This is a genomic window from Mycetohabitans rhizoxinica HKI 454 (genome assembly GCF_000198775.1).
In the GTDB taxonomy this organism is placed as follows: domain Bacteria; phylum Pseudomonadota; class Gammaproteobacteria; order Burkholderiales; family Burkholderiaceae; genus Mycetohabitans; species Mycetohabitans rhizoxinica.
Genome location: NC_014722.1, coordinates 1,354,337 through 1,379,051, shown reverse-complemented (window position 1 = coordinate 1,379,051; position 24,715 = coordinate 1,354,337). Strand labels below are relative to the sequence as shown.

Genomic DNA, 24,715 nt, shown 5'->3' with positions numbered 1-24,715 from the left:
CGGGCCTGTGTCAATCGTCGGACAAAGGATCCAGGTCCGGGAACAGCACTTTGGTGAAACCGAAGTTCGAAAAATCGGTAATGCGCATCGGATACAGCCTGCCGATCAAATGATCGCACTCATGCTGCACTACCCGCGCATGAAACCCCTCGGCGATACGGTCGATCGGCTGGCCGTACTGGTCATGACCTTCATAGCGGATCATCGACAGGCGGCTGACAATGCCCCGCAGTCCCGGCACCGACAGGCAGCCCTCCCATCCTTCTTCCATGTCCAGCGAAACGGGGGTGATCATCGGGTTGATCAGCACGGTCTCCGGTACGGCCGGCGCATCCGGATAGCGCGCGTTCTGCCCGAAGCCAAAGATCACGACTTGCAGATCCACGCCGATCTGCGGCGCGGCCAATCCCGCGCCGTTGGCTGCGCGCATCGTCTCGAACATGTCTTGGATCAGTTGATGCAATTCCGGCGTATTGAACCTGTCCACCGGTTTCGCCATGCGCAACAGACGCGGGTCGCCCATTTTGAGAATTTCGTGAATCATTGCTGTTCACCCTCTAAAAGCCTACGCATCCCTTCTTCGTCAACAATCGGAATGCCCAACTCCTCGGCCTTCGTCAGCTTGCTGCCCGCGTCGGCTCCGGCCACCACGTAATTCGTCTTCTTCGACACCGATCCCGCGACCTTCGCACCAGCGGCCTCCAGCCTCTCCTTCGCTGCCTCGCGGGATAGGGTCGGCAACGTGCCGGTCAGCACCACCGTCATGCCGGCAAGCGGCCCGGCCGGTTTCCGGGGTGCCGGCGGCCCTTCGGGCCACTGCACGCCGGCTGCACGCAGTTGCTCGATCACCATCCGGTTATGCGGCTCCGAGAAGAAATGGCGGATCGCCTCCGCGACCACGGGGCCAACGTCGTTGACCTCGAGCAGCGCCTCCTCGCTGGCGTCTATCAACGCATTGAGCGAGCCGAAATGCCGGGCCAGGTCCCTTGCGGTCGCCTCGCCTACGTGTCGAATGCCCAGCGCATAGATGAACCGCGGCAACGTCGTATGGCGCGCGCGCTCCAACGAGTCGATCAGGTTCTGCGCAGACTTGTCCGCGAAACGGTCCAGTTGCGCCACCGTCGCAAAGCCGAGGCTGAACAGGTCGGCGGGCGTACGAATCAGGCTCTGCTCGACTAATTGATCGATGATCTTCTCGCCGAGCCCATCGATGTCGAGTGCGCGCCGCTGCGCGAAATGCCACAACGCCTGCTTGCGCTGCGCGGCGCAGACCAATCCGCCCGTGCATCGCGCGATCGCCTCGTCCGGCAGCCGTTCGATCGCGGAACCACAGACCGGACAGTGGGTTGGCATCGTGAAAGGCCGCGCATCGACCGGCCGGCGCTCCTTGATAGCACCGACCACTTCCGGAATCACGTCGCCGGCGCGGCGCACGATGACGGTGTCCCCGATCAGGATATCCTTGCGACGTACCTCGTCCTCATTGTGCAGCGTTGCATTGGTCACCGTGGCGCCACCGACGAAGATCGGCTCGAGCCGCGCAACGGGCGTGATCGCGCCGGTACGGCCGACCTGCACCTCGATCGCCAGCAGCCGGGTCAGCGCTTCCTCGGCCGGAAACTTGTGCGCCAGCGCAAAGCGCGGCGCACGAGACACGAAACCGAGCCGGTCCTGCTCGTCACGCCGGTTGACTTTGTAGACGACGCCGTCGATGTCATATGGCAGCGACGCGCGGCGCGCGCCCACGCCGCGGAAGAACACGAGCAGGCCTGCTGCACCGCGGACCACCGCCCGTTCCTTGTTCACCGGCAAGCCCATGTTGACGTACCAGTCGAGCAGCGCCGAATGCGTGTCCGGCATCGGCACGCCGTCGAGTACGCCGATGCCGTACGCGAAAAACGACAATGGACGCTTCGCGGTGATTCTCGAATCAAGCTGCCGAAGACTGCCGGCTGCCGCGTTGCGTGGGTTCGCGAATTCACGCTGGCCCGCCTCGCGCTGCCGCGCGTTGAGTCGCTCAAAATCGCGCTTGAACATCAGCACTTCGCCGCGCACATCGATGACTTTCGGCACCGCGTTGCCGTTGAGTGTCAATGGCAGTGACCGAATGGTGCGCACGTTCGCGGTCACATCCTCGCCAGTCGTGCCGTCGCCACGCGTGGAAGCCTGCACGAAGCGGCCGTTCTCATACCGCAGCGAGATTGCCAGGCCATCGAACTTTAGCTCGCATGCGTATTCGACGTCACCGTGCTGCAGCACATCACTGACGCGCTTGTCGAACGCGTCGACGTCGCTGTCCTCGAACCCATTGTTCAGCGACAGCATCGGCACGTCGTGAACGATGGGCGCAAAGCCTTCGGCGACCGCACCACCGACACGTTGCGTGGGCGAGTCGGGCGTGATCAGATCTGGATGGTCCGCCTCGATCTGCTCGAGTTCCTTGAACAGCTTGTCATACTCGGCATCCGGGATCTCCGGTCGATCGAGCACGTAATACGCGTGATTGGCGCGATCAAGCTCCGTGCGCAGCCAGGCGGCACGCTCGGCCGGGCGGTCTGCGGATGGCGGAAACATCATGCGTGACATGCAAATCGGTCGTTCATGGTGAAATTATCGCAGGAAGCCGCATGCGGCGGCATCCGCCGGAAGCGCTATGACAGGACGGACAGCACAAAAAAACCCGGCGCCATGCACCGGGCTCGCGCAGGTGCCGCACCGAGCACCCCATCATCGACTGGCGGCCGCCAACGGCCAACGGCCGCCGGCGCGCCGGGTCGGTCAATTGCTAAACAGCCGTCGGGTCGCCGGCGAGCCGGCGGGAATACCCGCCTGCTCCAGCTTCGCGTACAGCGTCATCAGTTGCGTATCGATCGCCGCCAGTGCCGTCTCGGGCAGTGGCCGGCGCTGGTCGTCGACGACCCGAGCGCCGATGCGCTGCGCGAGCGATTTCGCGTAGTCGCACATCAGCCGGAACGGCAAGATGTCTTCGTCGGCCACCGGCACGTCTAACAGCAGCGTGATCATCGTGCCGCCCTTGTATGTCAGGTCGTCACGCAAGAAATTGGTGTCGCCGAACTGCAACATGAACACCGGATTTTGCTTGGCGTCGAGCTTGACGAACCGCGTGCCGTCGCGCGACAGCAACAATCCGTCCTGCGATGCGACGGCCTGCACATAATTGGCCGACCACGGCGCGCCGTCAGACAACACGTTGACCGACAATTGGGCATCGCATTGCGCGGCGAACCCGTCCAGTTCGCGCGCCATCGACACCGTTTCCATCATGTCCGGAAACTCGGGCGCGCCATCCAGCGCATCGGCGAAAGCCTGCACGCCGGACACGAACTCCGAAAATTCCAACTCGTTCAGCGGCCCATTGCGGTTGGCCAGTTGCACCGCTGCACGCAACTCGTGGTACCGCCCGCCCGCCTGCAGCCACTCCCAGTGCTCGCCGCCTTCGGCCTTGCCCTCGATGAACACCGGCTTGCCACCAGCACGCCGCAACCGTTGCGCGAGCGGCAGCACCTTCTCAGCGGCGACCGGCGCTGCGATGCGGATCGGCACGACGCAGTCGATACGCCGATCCACGAGCGCCGGTGGTGCGGCGTTGATCGTCGTCGCAGCCGGCATGATCGGCTCCTGCTGCCCATCATGCGCGGGGCACGGCTCGGCCTGCGCGACGCCGACCCCATCGCCGACGCCTTCCGCCTGCAAATCGACCGGCGTATCGGGCGCCGCCGACGGTCCGAAACTCGGTTCGCGGCGTGCCCCGGCCTGGTTCGCGCCAAAACCGGACTCATGGCGTGAACCCGGGGCCACGGGCTCGATGAACGGCCGTTCCTCGTTCGCATCGGGTGCGCGCGCCAGCTCCGCCGCCGCATCGTCCGGCATCGGCCGGGGCATTCTGCGCCGTACCTTGGCTGCCTGCCACGCGTTGTACGCGACCACGCCGGTCACCACCACTGCGCCCGCACCTATCAATCCGAGCGTCAATTCATCCATGCAGACTCCATCAGCAATGCTTATTCGTGTTGCTGTCCATTACCCGGCGTTCTGCGCGAAACCCGCGGCCGTTTCCATATCGACCGCGACGATTCGCGACACGCCTTGTTCCTGCATCGTCACGCCGATCAACTGCTGGGCCATTTCCATCGCGATCTTATTGTGCGAGATGAACAGGAACTGCGTCTTGTCCGACATCGCCCGTACCAGGTTCGCGAAGCGTTCGGTATTGGCGTCGTCCAGCGGCGCATCGACCTCATCCAGCAAGCAAAATGGCGCCGGATTGAGCTGGAACATCGCAAACACCAACGCCGTCGCGGTCAGCGCCTTCTCGCCGCCGGACAGCAGGTGGATAGTCGAATTCTTTTTGCCCGGCGGCTGCGCCATCACCTGTACGCCGGCATCGAGGATCTCCGCGCCCGTCATGATTAGTTTGGCCTGTCCACCGCCGAACAACCGTGGGAACAGTTCGCCGAAATGCCGGTTGACTTCATCGAAGGTGCCTTGCAACAGCGCCCGCGTCTCCTCGTCGATCTTGCGGATAGCGTCCTCGAGCGTCTCGATCGCGTGCTGCAGGTCGGCCGACTGCGCATCCAGGAACTGCTTGCGTTCGCGGGCCGCGCTCAATTCGTCCAACGCCGCCATGTTCACCGGGCCCAGCGCGGTGATGGCGTTATTGATTCGCGTCACCTCACCCTGCAGGTACGATGGCTTCATGTCCGCGCCGAGCTTGGCTTGCAGCGCCGTCTCATCGACGCCGGCTGCCTCCAGTTGCTCGACGAACTGCTCGCGATTGAGCCGTGCCGCCTGCTCCTTGAGCTGCAACTCGGTAATCTTGTCACGCAGCGGCTGCAGCGAGCGCTCCGCGGCCAGGCGCTGCTCGTCGGCCTGCCGCAATTGGCCGGTCAGCGCATCGAGTTCGGCACGCGCGGCCTGCAGCGCGTTCTCACGCTCGCTACGCCATGCCAGCGCTTGCTGCAGCCCGGTATGGGCCGTTTGCTCGTTGATCGTTTCCAGTTCCGCGCGCGCCTCTTGCAGCGCGCCGGCGACGCGCGCGTCCTGCTCCAGCGCGACCTGGATACTGCGCGTGAGCGCCTCGATGCGGGCCGCGACATCGCGCTGCGCATAGACCGCATCTTGAGCCGCGCGCTCCAGTTCCCGCGCCTTCTGGCGTGCGTCGGCCAGGGTTTCGTCGAGCGCCTCGAACGCCAGCTGCTCTTCTTCGAAGCGTGCCTGCAGTTCAGCCAGCTCGGTGTCGAAACGCTCGAAATTGCTCTCGGACTCGCTGCGCAGGGCCCGCTGCTCGTCGATCTGCGCGGCGATCTCATCGAGTTCCTCGCCGATCTGCACGCTGCGTTGCGTGTAACGCTCGTGCGCCTGGGTCAGCTTGAGCACGTCCAGTTGCAATGCATGGACCCGCTGCGTCGCGCGTTCGACCTGTGCCCGCGCGTCGGCCAACGCCTGCGTCGCCTGCGTATGCGCGGCCTCGGCGCGCACCGCGGCGCCGCGCGCTTCATCCGCCAATAGCGCCTGGGCGCGGACCTCGCGCCCGAGATTGTCGATTTCCTGTTGCCGTGCAAGCATGCCGGCCTGCTCGGAATCGGCTGCATACAGTTGCACGCCGACGCGGGTGACCAGATGGCCGGCCTGGACAACAAAGCATCCGCCATCTGGCAGCTGGGCACGCGCGGCCAGTGCCTGGCCGAGATCGTCGGCTACGAACGCATTGGCGAGCCAGTCGCCGAGCACCGCGCGCAGTCCCGGGTCATCGATGCGCAGTAGCGCCAGCAACGGCCGCAGTCCAGCCGGCGTCTGCAGCGGCTTGCCGGCCGGCGGGGGCGCATAGAACGCGAGTTTGGCCGGCGGCGCGTCGGTGGCAAACGCGTTGACCCAATCCAGATTCGAGACCTCGAGCGCGGCCAGTCGCTCGCGCAAGACCGATTCCAGCGCCATTTCCCAGCCGGGCTCAATGTGCAGCTTCTTCCACAGGCGCGGCAGCGCAGCCAGTTCGTGCTTGTCCAGCCACGGCTGAAGCTTGCCCTGCGTCTGCACATTTTGCTGCAACTGCTTGAGCGCGGCCAAGCGCGCATCAAGCTGGTGGATCCGTGCGTTTTCCTGTTGCACGCGCTCCTGCGCGGCGCGGCGCGCCTCGTCTAGCTGCGGCGCCTGCTGTTGCGCGTCGGCGAGCCGTTGCTGCGCATCGTCCAGCATCTGCTCATGCTCAGCCAACTGCATGCGCAGTTCTTCAAGTTGCGCCTCGTCCGGCGCATCCAGCCCCTGCCGCTCACTCCTCAGGCGCTCCAGCCGCACCTGCAACTGCTGCAACTGCTGGTCAGCGTTGCGCTGATGCGCCGCCTCCAGCTTCAACGCTTGTTCCGTTTGCGCGATCGCGCTCCGCTCGTCATTGAGCTTGGCCTGCGCATCGCGCCACCGCGCTTCCAACGCCGGCAGCGCATCGTTTTGCGCAGCCGCGTCGTCCTGCGTGCGCGCCGCCCGCTCCTCGGCCTCGGCCAGCAACGCGTGCGCGTCGGCCAGTTCGTCGCGTGCCTGCTCGGCCTGCCTCTGCCACTGATCCCGCTGCGCGGTGAGCGCCGCAATCTGGTTCTGCGCACGATTGCGCGACTCGACGATGAATTTGATCTCCGCTTCCAGCCGGCTGACCTCGGCATTGGCCTCGTACAGCGTCCCTTGCGCGCCCTGCATCGCATCGCTGGCCGCGTAGTGCGCGACGCGCATCGTCTCCAGTTGCGCCTCGACTTCGCGCAGCCTCGCCATCTGCGCCTCAAGCTCGACCTGCGCGGCACCGATCGCCCGCTGTTGGCGCTCCTGCTCGGCCTGCGCCTCGTTCTTGCGCAGCAGCCACAGCAGGCGCTGCTTTTCCTCGCCCTCGGCCTGCAACGCCTTGAACTGCTGCGCGATCATGGCCTGCCCCTCGAGCTTGTCCAGGTTCGTGCCAAGTTCGCGCACGATATCCTCGACGCGAGTCAGGTTGTCGCGCGTGTCATTCAGGCGGTTCGCCGTCTCCCGGCGCCGCTCCTTATACTTGGACACACCGGCCGCCTCCTCCAGGAAGACGCGCAACTCCTCGGGCTTGGCCTCGATGATCCGCGCGATCATCCCTTGGCCAATGATCGCGTACGCGCGCGGGCCCAGGCCTGTGCCCAGAAAGATGTCCTGGATGTCGCGCCGACGCGCCGGCAGGTTGTTGATATAGTAGCTGGACGTGCCGTCACGCGTGAGCACGCGCTTGACCGCGATTTCTGCGTATTGGCTCCATTGGCCCGCCGCCCGCCCGTCGCCATTGTCGAACACCAACTCGACGCTGGCGCGACTGGCCGGCTTGCGCGCGGTCGAGCCGTTGAAGATCACGTCCTGCATCGATTCGCCGCGCAACTCGGACGCGCGTGATTCGCCGAGCACCCAGCGCACCGCGTCGATGATGTTCGACTTGCCACAGCCATTGGGGCCGACGACGCCAACGAGCTGGCCCGGCACCTGGAAATGAGTCAGATCGACGAAGGACTTGAAGCCAGCGAGCTTGATCGAGGTCAGACGCACGGCGATATTCGCTGTTTTAAAGAGATTGCATGGAGTCCGCGCGGCACCCATGCGGCGCCCGGACGTTCGGGCCCAATCATACCATTGCCGATTGGCGGCCCAAACCGGCTCGGGCCGTTCGTCACGCAGCGTGTCGTGCCGGCGGCACGCCCGCGCAGGCACGCTATAATTATAGCTTTGCGAATCAACCCGCTTTCAATGCGGCGGCCGCGTGCATCGACGCGGCGGCGCCTGTCCTCGCTGCCGATATGGCAGCCCGACGCCGTGCCCGACGCCGCCACAAAGGCCTGCTAGTGAATCCGCGTCTTAACCTGTTGCAACCGTATCCATTTGAAAAGCTGCGCGCGCTATTCGACGGCGTGCCCCCTTCGCCAGCCCATGCGCCGATCAGTTTTGGTATCGGTGAGCCGAAGCATCCGACGCCGGCGCTGGTTCACGAGGCCGTCCGCGCGTCGCTCGAGGGATTGGCGTCGTACCCTGCGACCGCCGGCACGCCGCCGTTGCGGCACGCGATCGCAGCGTGGCTGCAACGCCGCTATGGATTGCCGGCGGTGGACCCGGCCACCGACGTGCTGCCAGTGGTCGGCTCACGCGAGGCGCTGTTCGCGTTCGCCCAAACGGTCATCGATCCCAGTCGCACAAGCGATGCGAGTCAGCCGCCGGTCGTGCTGTGCCCGAATCCGTTTTATCAAATCTACGAAGGGGCGGCGCTGCTCGCCGGTGCGCAGCCGTACTATGTAAACAGCGATCCGGCCCGCCACTACGCATGCGATTACGGCACGGTGCCGCATGATGTCTGGGCACGCACGCAGCTGCTGTACGTGTGCTCCCCGGGCAATCCGACCGGGGCCGTGTTGGGCCTGGACGATTGGCGGGAGATTTTCGCCCTATCCGAGCGCTTCGGTTTCACTATCGCGTCCGACGAGTGCTACTCTGAGATCTACTTCGACGAGCGCAACCCGCCGCTTGGTGCACTGCAGGCCGCCCACGCACTGGGTCGTGGCTTCGAGCGCATCGTGATGTTCTCCAGCCTGTCCAAGCGCTCGAACGTGCCGGGAATGCGCTCCGGATTCGTGGCAGGCGACGCATCGATCCTGAAACGCTTCCTATTGTTCCGCACTTATCACGGTTCGGCGTTGAGCCCCGTCTACCAGGCCGCGAGCATCGCCGCGTGGGGCGACGAGCAGCACGTGCGCGACAACCGCCGGGAGTACGTTGAGAAATTCGGCATCGTCACCCCGATGCTGGCCGACGTGCTGGATGTCACGATGCCCGACGCGGGGTTCTACCTGTGGGCGCAGGTGTCGCGCACCGGCTTGGACGATTGCGCATTCGCGCGGCGCTTGTACGCCGACTATAATGTCACCGTCCTACCGGGCTCCTATCTCGCGCGTACCGCGCACGGCGCCAACCCGGGACGCAACTACGTGCGCATCGCGCTGGTCGCAGACACCGCCGAATGCGTCGAAGGCGCGCGACGCATCGTCCAATTCTGTCACAGCCTGTAGCGCACCGACGCCTGCCGCGCGGCGCGCACGCATTGCATCGATATCAACCACACTCGAGTCATCAAGCCATGTCGCAACCCTTGCAGCAGATCATCGACACCGCGTGGGAAAACCGCGCCGAGCTGTCACCGAAGTCCGCCCCCGCCGACATCCGCGAGGCTGTCGCACACGTGATCGGCGAGCTGGACCGCGGCACGCTTCGCGTGGCCGAAAAGAAGGACGGCGACTGGGTCGTCAACCAATGGCTGAAAAAGGCAGTACTGCTGTCGTTCCGGCTTGAGGACAACGTGCCGATGGCTGCCGGCGGCTACTCGCAGTTCTACGACAAGGTGCCGTCCAAGTTCGCGAACTACACGCCAGAGGACTTCGCCGCCGGCGGCTTTCGTGTCGTGCCGCCGGCGATCGCGCGCCGCGGCTCGTATATCGCGAAGAACGTCGTGCTGATGCCGTCGTACACCAACATCGGCGCATACGTCGACGAAGGCACGATGGTCGATACGTGGGCCACCGTTGGCTCATGCGCGCAGATTGGCAAAAACGTTCACCTGTCCGGAGGGGTCGGCATCGGCGGCGTGCTCGAGCCGCTGCAGGCCAATCCGGTGATCATCGAAGACAACTGCTTTATCGGCGCGCGCTCTGAAGTCGTCGAAGGTGTGATCGTCGGGGAGAACTCGGTGATCTCGATGGGCGTCTATCTCGGCCAGAGCACGAAGATCTATGATCGCGAGACCGGCGAAGTCATGTACGGCCGCGTGCCGCCGGGTTCCGTCGTCGTGGCCGGCAACCTGCCGTCGGCCGACGGCAAATACAGCCTGTACTGCGCGGTGATCGTCAAGAAAGTCGATGCCAAGACCCGTTCGAAGGTCGGCATCAACGAACTGCTGCGGGGCGACTGAATGGCCACCAGCAAGTCGCGCGGCAACGCGCTGACCATCTACGGGATCCCGAACTGCGACACCGTGAAAAAGGCGCGCGACTGGCTTGACGCGCACGGTGTCGCGTACGCATTCCACGACGTCAAGAAGGCCGGCGTCAACGCCGCATTGCTGCGCGACTGGCTCGCCCAGGTGCCGCTGGACACGCTCGTGAACCGGCGCGGCACCACGTGGCGCGCGCTCAGCGACGAGCAAAAGGCGGCAGCCGGCACAACCGACGGCGCCATCGCATTAATGATCGACAAGCCGTCGGTGATCAAGCGTCCCGTGCTCGTGGCCGACGACGGCATCAAGGCGGTCGGCTTCTCGGCCGACCAGTATCAAACGCTGTTCTGACCTTTTCTGCCCATGAGCCGCACGCTTGCCCTGACCGAGGCCCTAATCGGCCGAGCGTCCGTCACGCCCGAGGACGCCGGCTGCCAGGCATTGATGGCTGAGCGCCTCGTGGCGCTCGGCTTCACCTGCGAAACCATTGCCGAGGGCGGTGTCACCAACCTGTGGGCGCTCAAGCGCGGCGCTGACGGCCCGGCGGGCAAGCTGCTGGCGTTCGCCGGCCACACCGACGTGGTGCCGACCGGGCCGCTCGAGCAATGGCGCAGCGATCCATTCGTCCCGGTGCGACGCGACGGCCGACTATACGGACGCGGCGCAGCTGACATGAAGGCGTCGCTGGCCGCCTTTGTCGTCGCCGCCGAGGAATTCGTCGCCGCCCATCCGCAGCACCGCGGCTCGATCGGCCTGCTGATCACCAGCGATGAGGAGGGACCGGCGCGCTATGGCACGGTCAAGGTAGTCGAGCGGCTTGAAGCGCGCGGCGAACGCCTGGACTACTGCGTGGTCGGCGAGCCGACCTCCAGCGAGCGCTTCGGCGACACGGTGAAGAACGGGCGACGCGGCTCGCTGTCTGGCACGTTAACCGTGCGTGGCATACAGGGTCATATCGCGTACCCGCACTTAGCCAAGAATCCGGTGCACCTGCTCGCGCCCGCGCTGGCTGAGCTCGTGCGCGTAGCATGGGACCAGGGCAACGAATACTTCCCACCGACCACGTGGCAGATATCGAACCTGCATGCCGGAACTGGCGCGACCAATATCATCCCGGGCAGCGCGAGTATCGACTTCAACTTCCGCTTCTCGACCGCGACGACGCCCGACGAGTTGAAAGCGCGCGTGCACGCGATCCTCGACGCCCACGGACTGGACTACACATTGACGTGGAACCTGAGCGGCATGCCGTTCCTCACACCGCGCGGCGAGCTGTCCAACGCGCTCGAGCAGGCGATCGAGGCCGAGACCGGCATACGCCCCGTGCTCTCGACCACCGGCGGCACCTCCGATGGCCGCTTTATTGCGCGAATCTGCAAGCAGGTCATCGAGTTTGGCCCGTGTAACGCGTCGATCCACAAGGTCGATGAACATATCGAGTTGGCCCACATTGAGCCACTGAAAAACGTTTATCGGGGCGTACTGGAGCGTCTCGTCGTGTGACGTACGGAACGGTTGGCGCCGCCGTGGCGATGCCAGACGCAGCCCGGCCCGGCCGCCGGCGACGTCAAGCTCAATACGTCGCTGGTGCCTCATGCCGCCGTGCCCCTTCCTACCCGCCAACGCTCAACCCGGCCCTCATGCCGTCGCTTACCATGAATCATCCATTTTCGACCGTCCGCGACTTGCTGCGCTACGCGGTCACCCGCTTCAACCAAGCTCAATTGGCATTCGGCCACGGCAGTGCAAACGCTTATGACGAAGCCGCGTATCTGGTGCTCCATACGCTGCACCTACCGCTCGACACGCTGGACCCTTTCCTCGATGCCCGTCTGCTGGACGAGGAAGTCGGCGCGGTACTCGACATCATTGAACGGCGCGTCACGCAGCGGTTTGCCGGCCGCCTATCTGACCCACGAAGCTTGGTTACACGGCTATCGCTTCCATGTCGATGAGCGCGTGATCGTGCCACGTTCGCTCATCGGCGAGTTGCTGCTCGAGCGGCTGTCGCCATGGATTGACGCGCCCGACGAACTGGGCGCGGTGCTCGAGTTGTGCACCGGCTCCGGCTGCCTTGCGATCATGGCGGCCGACGCGTTCCCAGGCGCCGAGATCGACGCGGTCGACCTGTCGGCGCACGCGCTGCAGGTGGCGCAGCGCAACGTCGACGACTATGACTTGAATGAGCGGGTCACACTGTTCGAAGGCGATCTGTTCGAGCCGCTGCCGCAGCGCCAGTACGATTTGATTCTGGCCAATCCGCCTTACGTCAACGAGGCGTCGATGCAGGCATTGCCCGCCGAGTATCGCCACGAACCGGCCATGGCGCTGGCGGGAGGCTCAGACGGCATGGATATCGTGCGCCGGATCATCGGCGCCGCACGCGACTGGTTGACCGATGACGGGGTGCTCGTCATTGAAATCGGCAACGAACGGCCCCACGTCGAGGCTGCATTCGGGGGCCTGCCGTTGACGTGGCTGCCAACCCACGCCGGCGACGACAGCGTATTTCTACTGCGCGCGTCGGACCTGCCACGTCGCCAATCATGATGCACGGCAGCCCTGTCGTGGTATAGCATCGCTGAACAAGAAGACACAACCGCACGCTGCGGCGCCACATCGCCCCAGTGTATGCGCCGTTGCGGCATGCACGCCACATCGGCGCTGCCGAAAAAGCGCCACGACGGGTAAGATGCAAGACATGCCGCACCGCGCGAGCTGTCATTGGCCCGCTTTCCCGCATGCAACTGGATTGGCTCCATCTCGGTACATTGGTCGCTTGTGCGCATGGGCTCGGCGTCATCGCCGCCTGCCATGCGATTCTCCACACGCGTACGTCGCAAGGGGCGATCGCGTGGGCGGTTTCGCTCGTCGCGATGCCCTACTTGACGCTGGTTCCGTACCTTTTCCTGGGGCGTAGCCGTTTCGAGGGTTATGTCGACGCGCGACGCGTCGAGTACGAGGCGATCCGGGAGCGGCGTTTGGATCTGGTCGGCGACATCGGCACGCAATCCGACGCGCTGGACAGCGCGCCAGTTAATCGGCTGGGCGTACAGACGATCACCGCACTGTCGTCACTCGCGCACATGCCGTTTTTGGCCGGCAACCACGTGCGCACGCTGGTCAACGGCGAGGCAACGTTTGCGGCGATCTTCGACGCAATCGACACCGCACGTCACTACGTGCTCATCCAGTTCTTCATCATTCGGGCCGACACAGTCGGCGACATGCTGCGCGATGCACTGCTGGCCAAGGCGGCACAAGGGGTGCAAGTGCATTTGCTGTATGACAGCATCGGCAGTATTGACCTGCCAGCGGCCTACGTCAGCGCGCTGCGTGCCGGCGGCGTGCAGGTGCATGCGTTCGCCACCAACCGCCGCTTCGTCAACCGCTTCCAACTTAATTTCCGCAATCACCGCAAAATCATCGTCGTCGATGGCGAACGCGCATTCATCGGCGGCCACAACGTCGGTATTGAATATTTGGGTGGCAAACCACCATTATCGCCGTGGCGTGATACGCACATAGAAGTGCGCGGGCCCGTGGTGAAGCAAATCGAATTCGTGTTCGTCGAGGATTGGTTCTGGGCCACGCAGCGGCTGCCCCGTACCACGCCGCCCATCCGCCCGTGCGGTGGCAACATGCATTGCCAGGTCATCGCCAGCGGTCCGGCCGACCGCCAGGAAACCTGCTCGTTGTTCTTCGTTGCAGCGATTCATGCGGCACGCGAGCGCATCTGGATCACCAGCCCTTACTTGATACCCGATGAGGCCGTATTCGCCGCCCTCAGGCTCGCCGTGATGCGCGGCGTCGACGTGCGCGTGCTGATTCCGTCGCGTCGCGATCATATCGTCGTTTTTGAAGCCTCCCGACTGTACGCCCATGACATGGCGCATGCGGGCGTCCCAGTCTTCCGCTATCGGCCCGGCTTCCTTCACCAGAAGGTCGTGTTAATCGATTGTGTCGCCGCCGCAATCGGCAGTGCGAACCTCGATAATCGGTCATTTCGCCTGAATTTCGAGATCATGCTATTGACTGTCGATTCCACGTTTGCCGCAGAGGTCGCGGCCATGCTCGAGGCCGATTTCGCATTGTCTGATCCGGTCCAAGCCAGCGAATACGCGCGCACACCGGCGTGGCGGCGCATGGTGATGCACGTCGCGCGGCTGTTCGCGCCGATTCTATAGCGGCGCGGGCTCAATGCGATAAGCGGGTGCCGCCTGCGTCAACAGTAGAAGCGTGGCGGCCAATGACAATTTCAATGCAGCTTCATCATGCCCTCTTCTCTAAAATTCATAGCAATGCCTACGCGTTTGATTGCATTGCTAATACAAATCGACCCATCGGATCGATCTTCGAAATGCCGACGTTACCGTCCTTTGACGGCGTGGTCCCGGATGACTTTAGTGTCACGCCGCAAAGTGTTCGTCGAACCGCAATCTTTTCCTGATAGCTATGCGTTGGCCGCCAGATTCCGCTCTAAACAAGCCATCCGCGCGAAACGCCGTACTTTTTGCCACTTACCATTAAGATTGTACGGTCCGTCGGATGGCCGGACACAAAGTAGCGTGCAGTCCTGCCGGGGGATAGGTCCGAGACAGGCTGCCGCCGAGCTTGCGTTTTGACGGCTTCAATCCGTCCAAACCGAACCGCCACACGCAGCGCGCGACCAGCGTCAGCTGCACAGGAAAGGAGAACCAATGAAGAAGCGAGCGATGACCATTGTGGCCTTTAGTGGCCTTGCCGCGAATGCCGCTTGGGCACAGAGCAACGTCACGTTATATGGAGCCGTGGACAACGGGATTGGCTATCAAACTAGCCAGACAACGCCGGGCTCGGTCAATGGCGGACGCTCGGCCATCAAGATGGCTCACGGCGTCTGGTTAGGTAACCGCATCGGCTTCAAGGGCGACGAAGATCTTGGCGGCGGGCTGAAGGCCCTATTCACGCTGGAAGCCGGTTTCAACGGCGCAAATGGCGAAGCCCTATTCGAGAAAAACGCTCAGTTTGGTCGGCAGGCATTCGTGGGTATGGCGCATCCTGAGTTCGGGACCGTGACGGCGGGCCGCCAATATACAGCCTATTACACATTGCTCGCGCCATATAGTCCGACAACGTGGCTCACGGCGTACGGCTCGCACCCAGGCGACATCAGCTCCCTTAATCTGGCGTACCGTACGAACAGTTCGATTGTCTATATGTCCCCCAACCTCAATGGACTGAAGTTCGGAGGATCATATGCATTCGCGGGCGTGCCCGGCAGTGCGTACCGTGGTTCGACGTGGAGTGCGGGCGTGCAATATATCAACGGACCACTCGGTATCGCTGCGGGATTTCAACGCATCAATAACGCCGCCGTCGGTGGCGGCGAATGGGATGTGCAATCGGCGACCACCTCCAACGGCAAGCCCCCTGTGTCGGCGATCAACTATGGGTACCAAACCGCGCAGGCACAACAACGCGTCGGCGTGACAGGCGGGTGGCAATTCGCGCCCGAATTCGATATTTCGCTCTCTTATACGAACACACAGTACGTGCCAGGCATGCTGTCGCGCTTTCGTAATCAGGCCGTGTTCAATGCGGCGGGTGTCGTGCTGCACTGGAAACCGAGCCCAGTGTGGGACCTCGCTGCCGGCTACAACCATGCGCGCGCAAGTAAGGCCAACGGAATCGAGCACGCAGCACGGTATAATCAGTTCAATCTGTCGCAGTACTATAGCCTGTCCAAGCGTACCGGCATCTACATGGTGCAGGCTTACCAGCGCGCAAGCGGCAATACGTTTACTGTGGCACCGGACGGCACCACGGGCGTGGTCAAGGCCACTGCGTCGATCGGCGATGTGATGAACAGTGCGCCCTCGTCATCGCAGAGTCAATTTGCCGCCGCTGCAGGGATCGTGCACCGGTTCTAAGTTGTCGCGGTCTTGATCGAAGCGCTAACAGCTGCTCGTTCATGGCAGCAGCAGCGCACACCTGGCTGCGTGTCCGCGTGGACACGCAGCCACACAGAAAGCTGCACTAAGAAGCTGCGTTCATGGTCCACCGATGGTCTCGCCATCCGCTAGTCGATGGGCAAGGGCCCTGCGTCGAGGACACGCTCCCATCACGTGCGTCGGCCAACCAATACAAGAAGACGCACCAGCACGTATGCCGACAAGTTCAGCCGCTTCAAAGCAACTTTTCGATATCCGGCTCGATCGCGTCGGGCTTGGTGACAGGCGCATAGCGCTTGACCGGCCTGCCTTCCCGATCGATCAAAAACTTGGTGAAGTTCCACTTGATCGCCTCGGTCCCGAGCACGCCGGGCGCTTCCCCGGTCAAATAGCGATACAGCGGGTGCGCATGGGCGCCGTTGACATCGATCTTGTCAAACATCGGGAACGTGACCTGGTAGTTTTTCGCGCAAAATGCGCCGATCTGCTGCGCGTCGCCCGGTTCCTGTTTGCCAAACTGGTTGCACGGAAAGCCCAATATCTCCAGGCCGCGCGCCGCATATCGCTCATACAAAGCCTGCAACCCCGCATATTGCGGCGTGAACCCGCATTCACTGGCGGTATTGACGATTAGCAGGACCTTGCCGCGGTAACGCTCCAGCGAAATGTCGTCGCCCTGCAGCGAGCGCGCAGAGAATGAATAAAGCTGGCTCATCTGGACTCCTTGTACGAACACGAGGTAATACGTGCAGTGTAGAGCAACTCCGGGCTGCTCGGCATCGGCCGGACGCACCACTGTCCGATGCCGGGCCGATCTACAATAATGTCTTTCCACGCATCTCCATGATGGTCCTCTGCCGTGATCCGCTTCAACCAACTTAGTCTGTCGCGCGGCACGAAGTCGCTTTTCGAAGGAGCCACCTTCACGCTGAACCCGGGCGAAAAAGCCGGCCTGATCGGCGCGAATGGCGCTGGCAAGTCGACGCTGTTCGCCCTTTTACGAGGTCAACTGCAGCCGGATGCCGGCGAACTCGCGCTGCCGCCATCATGGCGCATCGCGCATGTGGCACAGGAAACGCCCGCGGTCGAGCGCAGCGCGCTCGACTACACGCTGGACGGTGACACGGAATTGCGCAACATCGAGGCACGTATCGCCGCGGCGTGCGCCGCCGACGACGGCGCCGAGCAAGCGCTCGCGCATGCAGCACTGGCGGATGTCGACGGCTATTCGGCCCCAGCGCGCGCGCAAGCGCTGTTGCTCGGCCTAGGCTTCACGCTCGAGCAGACGCTGGCGCCGGTCGCCAGTTTTTCCGGTGGTTGGCGCATGCGGCTAAACCTCGCGCAAGCGCTGATGTCGCGCTCCGACCTGCTCTTGCTAGACGAGCCCACGAACCACCTAGATTTGGACGCCATCGTGTGGCTTGAAGACTGGCTGCATCGCTACGCGGGTACACTGATCGTCATTTCGCATGACCGGGAATTTCTCGACTCAGTATGCAATGTCACGCTGCACCTAGAACAACGCCAGATCAAGCGTTACGGTGGTAACTATAGCCAATTCGAGGTCCAGCGAGCACAACAGCTCGCATTACAACAAAGCGCATACGAAAAGCAGCAGCGTACGATCGCACACCTACACAGCTTCATCGACCGATTCAAGGCCAAGGCCACGAAAGCGCGACAAGCGCAAAGCCGGATGAAGGCACTCGAAAAAATGGAGCGCATCGCGCCGGCGCACGCGTCGTCACCGCTCACCTTCGAGTTTCGTGAACCCGCATGTGCCCCGAACCCGATGCTCGTGATGGAGCAGGTTCGCTGCGGCTATCCGTCGGACAGCGGCGGCGCGCCGGCCGTGATCGTCGACGACGTCAACGTATCGATTCAGAGTGGCCAGCGCATTGGTTTGCTCGGTGCAAATGGCCAAGGCAAGTCGACGTTGATCAAGACGCTGGCTGGCACCTTAGCGCCGATTGGAGGTGTCGTACGCAACGCAAAAGGATTGACGATCGGATATTTCGCGCAGCACCAACTCGAGACGTTGCGAGAGGACGACACGCCCCTGCAACATCTGGCACGGCTTGCCCCGGACACGCGCGAGCAGGAATTGCGCGACTTCCTGGGTAGCTTCAACTTCAGCGGCGAAATGGCCACCACGCCGATCCGCCCGTTCTCGGGCGGCGAAAAAGCCCGCCTCGCCCTTGCATTGATTGTCTGGCAACGCCCCAATTTATTGCTGCTCGACGAGCCGACCAATCACCTCGATCTCGAAACGCGCCATGCGTTGACGATGGCACTGGCCCAGTTCGAAGGAACGCTGATTCTCGTGTCTCACGACCGGCACTTGCTGCGCGCGACGACCGATCAGTTTATGCTGGTCGCGAAGCACCGAATCGCGCCATTTGACGGCGACCTGGACGACTACCGCGACTGGCTGCTGCAACATGCAGCCGAGCAGCGCGAAGCGGCAAAACGGACCGGCCCGCAGGCCGACGCGCCAGCACCGGGTGCCGGCACGGCAAGTCGCGGCGATGCTTCAGACATGACCCGTGCCGACCCGGCGATCAACCGCAAGGCACAACGCCGCGCCGATGCACAGGCCCGGCAAAAGACCGCGCAGTTGCGCAAGCCTTTACAGAACCAGATCGGTAAGATCGAGCAGCAGATGGACGCATTGAACACCGAAAAAGCCTCGCTGGAAGCGTTCATCGCGGCGCCGTCGAGCCATGAGCCAGCGCACAAGACGAGTCTGACCGACGCACTGAGGCGTCAGGCCGAAGTCTGCGATAAGATCGCCGCGCTCGAAGCCGAGTGGCTGGAACTAAGCGAAGCACTCGAGCAAATCGGCTGAAGGCGAGAGGGATTAGCGCCGCGCGTAATCGATGCGCTGCACGCCGTGCTCGGTGCCGACCAGGCACAGGTCGGCACCGCGCGCAGCGAACAGCCCGACGGTCACCACGCCCGGCCATTGATTCATGTCGCGCTCCAGCGCAACGGGATCGTCGATGGCCAGTGCCTTGACGTCGAGAATTTCATTGCCGTTGTCGGTCATGAATGGTGCACCGTCGTGCGTGAGCCTCAACACCGGCGTGCCAGCGGTCAACTGGGCGATGCGACGTGCCACCGCCACGCGTGCCATTGGCACGACTTCGACCGGTAACGGGAATGTGCCGAGCGTTGGCACTAGTTTGCTGCCATCCGCGATACACACGAATACGTCGGCGACCGATGCGACGATCTTCTCGCGCGTCAATGCCCCACCACCGCCCTTGATCATCGCGCCATGCGGATCGATCTCGTCCGCACCGTCCACGTAGACGGGCAACGATTCGACATCGCCTAACTCGAATACGCGAAACCCATGCGACAGCAGCCGGTTCGTCGTCGCAACGGAACTCGATACTGCCCCGCGATACCGGTCCCGGCTGCTAGCAAGCGCATCGATGAAGCAATTCGCGGTTGAGCCGGTCCCGACACCGATTACCGCCCCTTCTGGTACGTGAGTGTTCACATAATCGGCCGCCGCGTGGCCAACGAGCTGCTTGAGTTCTGCTTGAGTCATCTGGAAAGTACTGCAGAAAAATGTGGGATGGTGATAGTTTACCTGACCGGCTGCCACGTCACTCAATGCAGAGCGTTTGCCGGTGTCCGTCGGTGCTGTACCGGGAGCCTAGCACGATGCTCGTGGAGCATCATGCTGATTCTTGTTTGCCAGCTCATACTGAGCACCGCGCCGCTTTTACCCAGCAGGCAAACGGCAGCACCAGCGGCGCTTCGCCTCGACCTCGCGCAGGCTCAAATCCATCCGGCGCACGCAAGGACAGAGAAAATGCGCACCAAAAATCGGTTCGAGAGATCCGTTTTTGTCATCGCGACGGAGGACTACCGTGGAGGCATTGCGAACGGGCGGTGGTAAAGTAAGCGCCCCCATGATCCACGCTCGCCATGAAACGCTCCTCGACGATGACGCCGCACGATGCGCTCTTCAAGCAGTTCCTCACGCATCCGGAAACCGCGCGGGATTTTTTAAGCCTGCATTTGCCCACGCAGTGGTTGGCGCAGTGCGACCTGGACACGTTGCGTCTGGAGTCGGGCAGCTTTGTGGAAGAAGATCTACGTGCCTACTATTCGGACGTGCTGTGGTCGCTGCAGACCCGGCAGGGCGATGGCTATGTCTATGCGCTGATCGAGCATCAAAGTCGGCCGGAGCGTCATATGGCGTTTCGGCTAATACGTTACGCGATAGCCGCCATGCAGCGCCATCTAGAGGCCGGTCATGACCAGTTACCGCTGGTGATTCCGCTGCTGTTTTATCACGGGCAGGTCAGTCCGTATCCGTACTCGATGCGGTGGCTGGATAGCTTCGAGGTGCCTGAGTTGGCGTCGCAGCTGTATGCGGGAGGCTTTCCATTGGTGGATGTCACGGTGATTCCGGATGATGAAATCATCACGCATCGACGCATGGCGATGCTGGAATTGCTGCAAAAGCATATCCGGCAACGCGATTTGGCGACCCTGGTAGAGCAACTGGCAAGCCTGTTGCTCGCAGGGTACACTACGCATGAGCAATTGGTGTCGCTGATGCATTATATGCTGCAGTGGGGCGACACGACGGATCCGGAGCGATTTATCCGAGAATTGGCGCTCCGTTCCCCGCAACACGAGGAGGTTTTGATGACGATTGCACAGAAGCTCGAGCAAAAAGGCCTGGAGCGCGGCCGGATGCTGGGACGCGAAGAAGGTCGTGAAAAAGGCCGTGAAGAAGGGCACAAGGAAGCTGCGCTAAAGATCGCGCGCACGTTGCTAGCAAACGGCTTGGAGCGCGAAACGGTCAAGCGTATGACGGGCTTGTCCGAAGCCGACATGAAGCAGATTTGCCACTAACAATAAGGACAATTCAGTGCTGAGCAGCATAGGACCATGCGCCAGCATAGGACCATGCGCCACGTAATTAAACGTAAGCGCATACCTTCGCGCGGTGCGCCTCAAGCCGCTGCGGCAGGCCAACCCGGCATAGTCGTGCGTGCGCACAGCGTAGTCCAGCATGCGCGCAGTGTAGCCGCGCCGCCGGGGTTGGCAGCTGAGCTGCTCCTATCGCCATGGCTTGCCCCCCACTGCCGGCCGGGCCGAAGGCATGCCGCTCATTATGCTCATTAGAGGCCAGCGCAGCGCCGCTACCTGTCACACTGAACCATTCATAACGCGAATAAGGACGTATTCGGCCTTGCCACGATGTGGCTGCGCGCGCGGCGGACCAGCGTTTGCCAATCCCTTGCCGATGAATTGGAGCGTGCCTCAGCGCACTAGCTTAGGCGCACAGCCAAGTCGCACCAAGGCGACGATAGCTTCGATCAGTGTGGAAAGCCATCTTCAACGTGCTGCTGCCAGCAGCGAGGATTGCTTCGATAAGGCGCGGAACGCACGTGCTCGCTCCCAGTCGGCTAGCACCTTGCATTAAGCTGCCTTTTTAAAGGCAATCGCGGGGATACTGCATGGGCAACAACGCTTCTTAGAGCGGCAACATGCATTTTAAATCATTAATTTTTAATGCCCGTACGCTGCCTAACTGCCTCAAACAGGCAGATGCCGCTGGCAACCGACACATTTAGGCTGCCCACACTACCCATCATCGGGATGTGCATCAAGTCGTCACAGGTCTCACGCGTCAACCTGCGCATGCCCTCCCCTTCGGCGCCCATGACCAGCGCGACCGGACCATCAAGCGCGATATCGTACAGGCTGCGCTGAGCGTCGCCAGCCGTACCGATCACCCAGACGCCGGCGTCCTTCAATTCACGCAGTGTACGAGCAAGATTGGTGACCGTGATGTAGGGCACGGTCTCGGCCGCGCCACTGGCTACCTTCGCAGCAGTCGAATTGAGGCCAACCGCACGATCGCGTGGCGCAATCACCGCATGCGCGCCGGCCGCGTCGGCCACGCGCAAGCACGCGCCAAGGTTGTGCGGATCGGTGACTCCGTCCAGCACCAGTAGCAGCGCGGGTCCAGGCAGCGCGTCGAGCAACTCGGCCAGGTTTTGCGCAAGCGGCAAATCCGTCGCGCGTGCGACGACACCCTGGTGCCGGTGCGTGCCGGCCAGCCCGTGCAGCCGCGCATCGTCGGCGGCAATCAGCCGGACCCCGGATGATTGCGCCGCTTGCAGAAAATCCTGCATGCGGCGATCGCGTCGCGTCGCGTCGTACAGCACCTCCTCGATGCTGGACGAGTCGTGACGTAGCCGCGCGGTGACCGCGTGGAATCCATAAAGAACTTTTAAACGTGCCATAGGAACCGCTTTCAAAAAAGTGTGGCGCGACCGATCTACCGTTTCTTGCCGCGCACCCGTCCATTTGCGCCAGCGCCGGCCGGCAGACGTTTCTTCGCGGCAGCCTTAGCCGCGCCGCGTGCGTCGTTGATAGGCGCGCTCGGCGCAGACGCCGCCGTCTCACCGCGCGGGCCGCTGTCCACTGAAGCAAGTGGCTGCACCCGCGGGGCACAGCCGCTCGCCTCGTCAGCGGCCACGTTGCGCGGGGCTGCGCGCAACGGCGACTTAGCCGACACTTCGCGCACCAGGCGAAGATCGATCTTGCGCGCATCCAGGTCGACACGACTGACTTGCACACGCACGCGCTCGGACAGGCGATACCGTATCCCGGTACGCTCGCCGCGCAATTCGTTTTTGATCTCGTCGTACTGGAAATAGTCGGCGCCAAGTTCGGTGACGTGGACCAACCCCTCGATGAACAGTGAGTCAAGCTGCACGAAAATACCGAATGGTGTCACGCTGCTGACCATTCCGCCGTATTCTTCGCCAAGCTTGTCGCGCATGAAGTAGCACTTCAGCCATGCCTCGACGTCGCGCGATGCCTCGTCGGCACGGCGTTCATTGGCCGAGCAATGCAGGCCAAGCGCCTCCCAGATCGCGTCGCGCGAACGCGCGCGTTCGTCATCACGCTGCAAGGCACGCGCATGAGGCGCCAGCGACGTATTGAGCTTGACGTCGCCGGCGGCATGAGGTTGGTACTGCTTGCCCGCCAGAATCGCGCGGATCGCACGGTGCGTGAGCAAGTCTGGATAACGTCGGATCGGACTGGTAAAGTGTGCATACGCGTCGTACGCGAGACCGAAGTGTCCGATATTGTCGGGACTGTAGACGGCTTGCTGCATCGAGCGCAGCAGCATCGTCTGCAGCATCATCGCGTCGGACCGGTCTCGCACCTGCTTCATCAGCGCCGCATAATCGTTCGCGTGCGGCTTGTCGCCGCCGCCCAGTGTCAGCCCGAAACCGCGCAGGAACGCGCGCAGATTCGCCAGTTTCTCGTCGGTCGGCCCCGCATGTACCCGATACAACGCGGGATGCTTGTTGCGTTTTAGGAAGTCGGCCGCGCACACGTTCGCCGCGAGCATACACTCCTCGATCAGCTTGTGTGCGTCGTTGCGCTGGCGCGGCAGAATCTGCTCAATCTTGCCTTGCGCATTGCACGCGATGTATGTCTCGGTCGTGTCAAAATCGATCGCGCCGCGTTTTTCGCGTGCCAGCAGCAACGCCTTAAACACCGCATGCAGGTTTTGCAGATGCGGCAGCAACGCGCCGCGCCGCGCCGCCTCGGGACCCTTCGTGTTCGATAAGACCGCGGCCACCTCGGTGTATGTGAGCCGCGCCGCCGAGTGCATCACTGCCGGATAGAACTGGTATGCCTTGATGTCGCCACTCGCATTGATCACCATGTCGCAGACGAGCGTGCAGCGATCCACCTGCGGATTCAGCGAGCACAGCCCGTTGGACAGCTTCTCGGGCAGCATCGGAATCACGCGGCGCGGGAAATACACCGACGTGCTGCGCTCGAGCGCGTCATGATCAAGCGCGTCACCGTCGGCCACGTAGTGCGACACGTCGGCGATCGCCACGAGCAGCCGAAAGCCGTTTTGCCTGCCGACGCGGACCGGCTCGCAATACACGGCGTCGTCAAAATCACGAGCGTCCTCGCCATCGATCGTCACGAGCGGCACATCGCGCAAATCCACGCGCTGACGTAGATCGGCCGCACGCACGTCGTCGGGCAGCTTGGCCGCCTGCGCGAGCGCCGCGTCCGAGAACTGGTGCGGCACGCCATACTTGCGCACGGCGATCTCGATTTCCATGCCAGGATCGTCGATGTCGCCCAGCACCTCGACGATCTTGCCGACCGGCTGCGAATGACGGCTCGGGAAGTCTGTTAACTCGATCGAGACGACCTGGCCGGACTTGGGCTTGACCTTGCCCGTCTGCGTCACAAGGATGTCATGGCCGATCCGCTTGTCCTCCGGCGCAACGATCCATGCACCGTTCTCGTTCAGCAACCGGCCGATGATTCGCTTGTTCGCCCGCTCGGTGACTTCAACAATGTGGGCCTCCGGACGGCCGCGCCGGTCATAACCCGTCACGCGCGCGAGCACTCGGTCGTTGTGCATGACCTTCTGCATCTCTGCATTGGACAAGAATAGGTCAACACCGGCATCGTCGCGAATCAGGAAGCCGTAGCCGTCGCGATGGCCCTGAACCCGGCCAGCGACAAAGTTCGACGGATGCGTGAGCTGGTAATAACCGCGCTTGTCGAGCCTGATCTGGCCATCGCGCTCCATCGCGCCGAGGCGCTTGAAAAACCCTTCGCGCTCCTGGCGCTTGATCGCGAGTGCTTCGGCAATGTCATTGCCGGCAAGCGGCTGTTCGGTCGTGCGCAGTACGCCGAGAATTTCTTCGCGGCTAGGAATCGGATAGGGGTATTTGCTCAAGGCCTTGTCGATGAATGGTTGTCGTGA

At 62.8% G+C, this 24,715-nt stretch carries 16 protein-coding genes and 1 pseudogene; 9 read left to right on the top strand and 8 right to left on the bottom strand.

What is annotated here, in order from left to right; genetic code table 11:
- Positions 1–10: 10 nt before the first annotated feature.
- From def to smc, 4 genes are all read right to left on the bottom strand, one after another.
- Positions 11–544 (bottom strand): peptide deformylase, encoded by a 534-nt coding sequence (gene def, locus RBRH_RS06415; RefSeq protein ID WP_013435246.1) that lies wholly within the window; start codon positions 542–544, stop codon positions 11–13.
- Positions 541–2,586, bottom strand: a complete 2,046-nt coding sequence (gene ligA, locus RBRH_RS06410) for an NAD-dependent DNA ligase LigA (RefSeq protein ID WP_013435245.1) — start codon at positions 2,584–2,586, stop codon at positions 541–543. The genes def and ligA overlap by 4 nt, the downstream gene beginning before the upstream one ends.
- Before the next feature lie 192 nt (positions 2,587–2,778).
- Positions 2,779–4,002, bottom strand: a complete 1,224-nt coding sequence (locus tag RBRH_RS06405) for a cell division protein ZipA C-terminal FtsZ-binding domain-containing protein (protein WP_013435244.1) — start codon at positions 4,000–4,002, stop codon at positions 2,779–2,781.
- Positions 4,003–4,041: 39 nt separating this feature from the next.
- Entirely contained in the window at positions 4,042–7,560 is a 3,519-nt protein-coding gene (gene smc, locus RBRH_RS06400) for a chromosome segregation protein SMC (RefSeq protein WP_041753478.1), read from the bottom strand.
- A gap of 248 nt (positions 7,561–7,808) precedes the next feature.
- On the opposite strand from smc, the gene dapC reads away from it, so the two are divergent.
- The 7 genes and pseudogenes from dapC (at position 7,809) to RBRH_RS06365 (ending at position 15,900) form a co-directional block, all read left to right on the top strand.
- Positions 7,809–9,068 (top strand): succinyldiaminopimelate transaminase, encoded by a 1,260-nt coding sequence (dapC, locus tag RBRH_RS06395; RefSeq protein WP_157864364.1) that lies wholly within the window; start codon positions 7,809–7,811, stop codon positions 9,066–9,068.
- Positions 9,069–9,136: 68 nt separating this feature from the next.
- Positions 9,137–9,964 carry a 2,3,4,5-tetrahydropyridine-2,6-dicarboxylate N-succinyltransferase gene (dapD, locus tag RBRH_RS06390; protein ID WP_041753475.1) on the top strand — a complete coding sequence of 276 codons (828 nt, stop codon included), beginning with the start codon at positions 9,137–9,139 and terminating at the stop codon, positions 9,962–9,964.
- Entirely contained in the window at positions 9,965–10,339 is a 375-nt protein-coding gene (locus RBRH_RS06385) for an ArsC family reductase (RefSeq protein WP_013435240.1), read from the top strand.
- A gap of 12 nt (positions 10,340–10,351) precedes the next feature.
- A complete protein-coding gene (gene dapE, locus RBRH_RS06380) occupies positions 10,352–11,491 on the top strand; it encodes a succinyl-diaminopimelate desuccinylase (RefSeq protein WP_013435239.1) in 1,140 nt (379 codons plus the stop codon).
- Positions 11,492–11,643: 152 nt separating this feature from the next.
- A pseudogene (prmB, locus tag RBRH_RS06375) lies at positions 11,644–12,538 on the top strand (50S ribosomal protein L3 N(5)-glutamine methyltransferase).
- Between the two features lie 191 nt (positions 12,539–12,729).
- Complete coding sequence (gene cls / locus RBRH_RS06370; protein WP_041753473.1) at positions 12,730–14,175, top strand: cardiolipin synthase; 1,446 nt, start codon at positions 12,730–12,732, stop codon at positions 14,173–14,175.
- Positions 14,176–14,688: 513 nt separating this feature from the next.
- Positions 14,689–15,900 carry a porin gene (locus RBRH_RS06365; RefSeq protein ID WP_013435235.1) on the top strand — a complete coding sequence of 404 codons (1,212 nt, stop codon included), beginning with the start codon at positions 14,689–14,691 and terminating at the stop codon, positions 15,898–15,900.
- Positions 15,901–16,156: 256 nt separating this feature from the next.
- Here the strand turns inward: RBRH_RS06365 and RBRH_RS06360 are convergent, their stop codons facing one another.
- The gene (locus RBRH_RS06360) at positions 16,157–16,636 is read right to left on the bottom strand and encodes a glutathione peroxidase (protein ID WP_041753471.1); all 480 of its coding nucleotides are present in this window, start codon (positions 16,634–16,636) and stop codon (positions 16,157–16,159) included.
- Positions 16,637–16,780: 144 nt separating this feature from the next.
- Between RBRH_RS06360 and RBRH_RS06355 the strand changes: the two genes are divergently transcribed.
- Positions 16,781–18,769, top strand: a complete 1,989-nt coding sequence (locus tag RBRH_RS06355) for an ATP-binding cassette domain-containing protein (protein WP_013435233.1) — start codon at positions 16,781–16,783, stop codon at positions 18,767–18,769.
- 12 nt (positions 18,770–18,781) lie between these two features.
- Here RBRH_RS06355 and rpiA read toward each other — a convergent pair whose 3' ends face one another.
- Positions 18,782–19,480, bottom strand: a complete 699-nt coding sequence (gene rpiA / locus RBRH_RS06350) for a ribose-5-phosphate isomerase RpiA (RefSeq protein WP_041753469.1) — start codon at positions 19,478–19,480, stop codon at positions 18,782–18,784.
- Between the two features lie 383 nt (positions 19,481–19,863).
- Between rpiA and RBRH_RS06340 the strand changes: the two genes are divergently transcribed.
- Entirely contained in the window at positions 19,864–20,802 is a 939-nt protein-coding gene (locus tag RBRH_RS06340; protein WP_013435231.1) for an Rpn family recombination-promoting nuclease/putative transposase, read from the top strand.
- A 653-nt stretch (positions 20,803–21,455) separates the two neighbouring features.
- Here the strand turns inward: RBRH_RS06340 and rlmB are convergent.
- The gene (gene rlmB / locus RBRH_RS06335; protein ID WP_041753465.1) at positions 21,456–22,202 is read right to left on the bottom strand and encodes a 23S rRNA (guanosine(2251)-2'-O)-methyltransferase RlmB; all 747 of its coding nucleotides are present in this window, start codon (positions 22,200–22,202) and stop codon (positions 21,456–21,458) included.
- 35 nt (positions 22,203–22,237) lie between these two features.
- Positions 22,238–24,688: a ribonuclease R gene (gene rnr, locus RBRH_RS06330; RefSeq protein WP_041754249.1), complete on the bottom strand. Its 2,451-nt coding sequence runs from the start codon at positions 24,686–24,688 to the stop codon at positions 22,238–22,240.
- Positions 24,689–24,715 lie beyond the last annotated feature (27 nt).

Coding starts and splice junctions, on each gene's coding strand:
- RBRH_RS06385 (WP_013435240.1), top strand. CDS start 9,965: ATGGCCACCAGCAAGTCGCGCGGCAACGCGCTGACCATCTACGGGATC.
- dapC (WP_157864364.1), top strand. CDS start 7,809: ATGGCAGCCCGACGCCGTGCCCGACGCCGCCACAAAGGCCTGCTAGTG.
- RBRH_RS06340 (WP_013435231.1), top strand. CDS start 19,864: ATGAAACGCTCCTCGACGATGACGCCGCACGATGCGCTCTTCAAGCAG.
- RBRH_RS06360 (WP_041753471.1), bottom strand. CDS start 16,636: ATGAGCCAGCTTTATTCATTCTCTGCGCGCTCGCTGCAGGGCGACGAC.
- cls (WP_041753473.1), top strand. CDS start 12,730: ATGCAACTGGATTGGCTCCATCTCGGTACATTGGTCGCTTGTGCGCAT.
- dapE (WP_013435239.1), top strand. CDS start 10,352: ATGAGCCGCACGCTTGCCCTGACCGAGGCCCTAATCGGCCGAGCGTCC.
- rlmB (WP_041753465.1), bottom strand. CDS start 22,202: ATGGCACGTTTAAAAGTTCTTTATGGATTCCACGCGGTCACCGCGCGG.
- RBRH_RS06405 (WP_013435244.1), bottom strand. CDS start 4,002: ATGGATGAATTGACGCTCGGATTGATAGGTGCGGGCGCAGTGGTGGTG.
- rpiA (WP_041753469.1), bottom strand. CDS start 19,480: ATGACTCAAGCAGAACTCAAGCAGCTCGTTGGCCACGCGGCGGCCGAT.
- dapD (WP_041753475.1), top strand. CDS start 9,137: ATGTCGCAACCCTTGCAGCAGATCATCGACACCGCGTGGGAAAACCGC.
- ligA (WP_013435245.1), bottom strand. CDS start 2,586: ATGTCACGCATGATGTTTCCGCCATCCGCAGACCGCCCGGCCGAGCGT.
- def (WP_013435246.1), bottom strand. CDS start 544: ATGATTCACGAAATTCTCAAAATGGGCGACCCGCGTCTGTTGCGCATG.
- RBRH_RS06365 (WP_013435235.1), top strand. CDS start 14,689: ATGAAGAAGCGAGCGATGACCATTGTGGCCTTTAGTGGCCTTGCCGCG.